Raw genomic sequence first — 1,174 nt, 5'->3', positions numbered from 1 at the left:
GGTCCACGTCGCGATGATCGGCCTCATGACCCGCCGCCTCACCGGCGAGACCACCCCCACCTGGTGCGGAACCTGACCTCAAACCCAGTCAGGCCTGGCCCTGCGCCTGGCGCTTGTCCACGTACTCGGTGATGATCGAGAAGAACCGCGCCGGGTCCTCGAACGGCAGGCCGTGGCCGCCTGGGACCTGGAGGTAGTCGGCCTGGTGGATGGCGGCGGCCAGTTCGCGCTGATGATGGGGCGGGATGATCCGGTCGTCGGCGCTCGCCAGCACGAGTGTCGGCGCGGTGATCCGGCCCACCGCACCACGCAGGTCGATTCGGGTGTCCAGTTCTATCTGGCCGAGGATGCGCTGGTCCAGCATGGCCGTGAAACCCGCGGCCATTTCGGTGAACTGCGCGTCGTCGAGGGCGTCGAGGAAGCCGGGCCCCATTGCGGTGAGGATCAGCTGGCGGGCCAGCAGGGCGGGGTCGGTCTGCAGCAGGCGTGCCCACAGGTCGAACATGAATGCCTCGCGCGGGCTCGTCCTGACCCATCCGGCGTGCAGGACGAGCGAGGTCACGGCATTGGGGTGCCGGGCGGCCACGGCTGTGGCGACGACGGCGCCCACCGAGTGGCCGACCAGGTGGAACCGTTCCAGTCCGGCGGACCGGGCGGTGGCGGCGACGCGGTCGGCGAGCGAGTCCAGGTCGATGGGTGCGGGGTCGACCGGGGTGGCGCCGGCGCCGGGCAGGTTCGGGGCGACGACGGTGTACCGGTCACGCATCGCATCGATGAGAGCTCCCCAGTTCGAGGTCGCGTCAGCGCCGGTGCCGTGGATCAGGACCAGACCCGGTCCGGACCCGGCGACGACGTGATCAAGCAGTGCACGACTGGCCATGGGTGCCTCCATCTGTGAGTGGCTGAGCAATACCCAAGATAACAGAGTTCTGTCATGTGCCAGAGCTCTGTTAACAGCCAGGGCTGGAGCTGGTGACGTACGATCACCCTCATGGATATGCCGGTCACGGAGCGCCTCGGACTGCACATCAAGCGGGTGGAGCAGGAGCTGATGGCGGCCAAGCACGCCGCACTCCGACCACTCGGGCTCACGGTTCCGCAGTACGTCGCGTTGTACGCACTCGACGACCAGCCGGGGCTCTCCGCCGCCGCGCTCGCCCGTGCCTGCCTGGTC

Annotated in this window: 1 protein-coding gene and 1 pseudogene; one reads left to right on the top strand and one right to left on the bottom strand. The window is 68.7% G+C overall.

Annotation, left to right across the window (positions count from 1 at the left end; translation table 11 throughout):
* Positions 1 to 88: 88 nt before the first annotated feature.
* Positions 89 to 880, bottom strand: coding sequence for an alpha/beta fold hydrolase (locus ABZ641_RS38515; RefSeq protein ID WP_359989337.1), 792 nt, complete (start codon positions 878 to 880; stop codon positions 89 to 91).
* Positions 881 to 997: 117 nt separating this feature from the next.
* Between ABZ641_RS38515 and ABZ641_RS38510 the strand changes: the two are divergent.
* A pseudogene (locus ABZ641_RS38510) lies at positions 998 to 1,174 on the top strand (MarR family transcriptional regulator); the annotation flags it as partial.

Origin of the sequence: Kitasatospora sp. NPDC007106 (assembly GCF_040634455.1) — a bacterium.
GTDB classification, from domain to species: domain Bacteria; phylum Actinomycetota; class Actinomycetes; order Streptomycetales; family Streptomycetaceae; genus Kitasatospora; species Kitasatospora arboriphila.
This window is presented reverse-complemented; position numbering and strand designations above follow the sequence as displayed.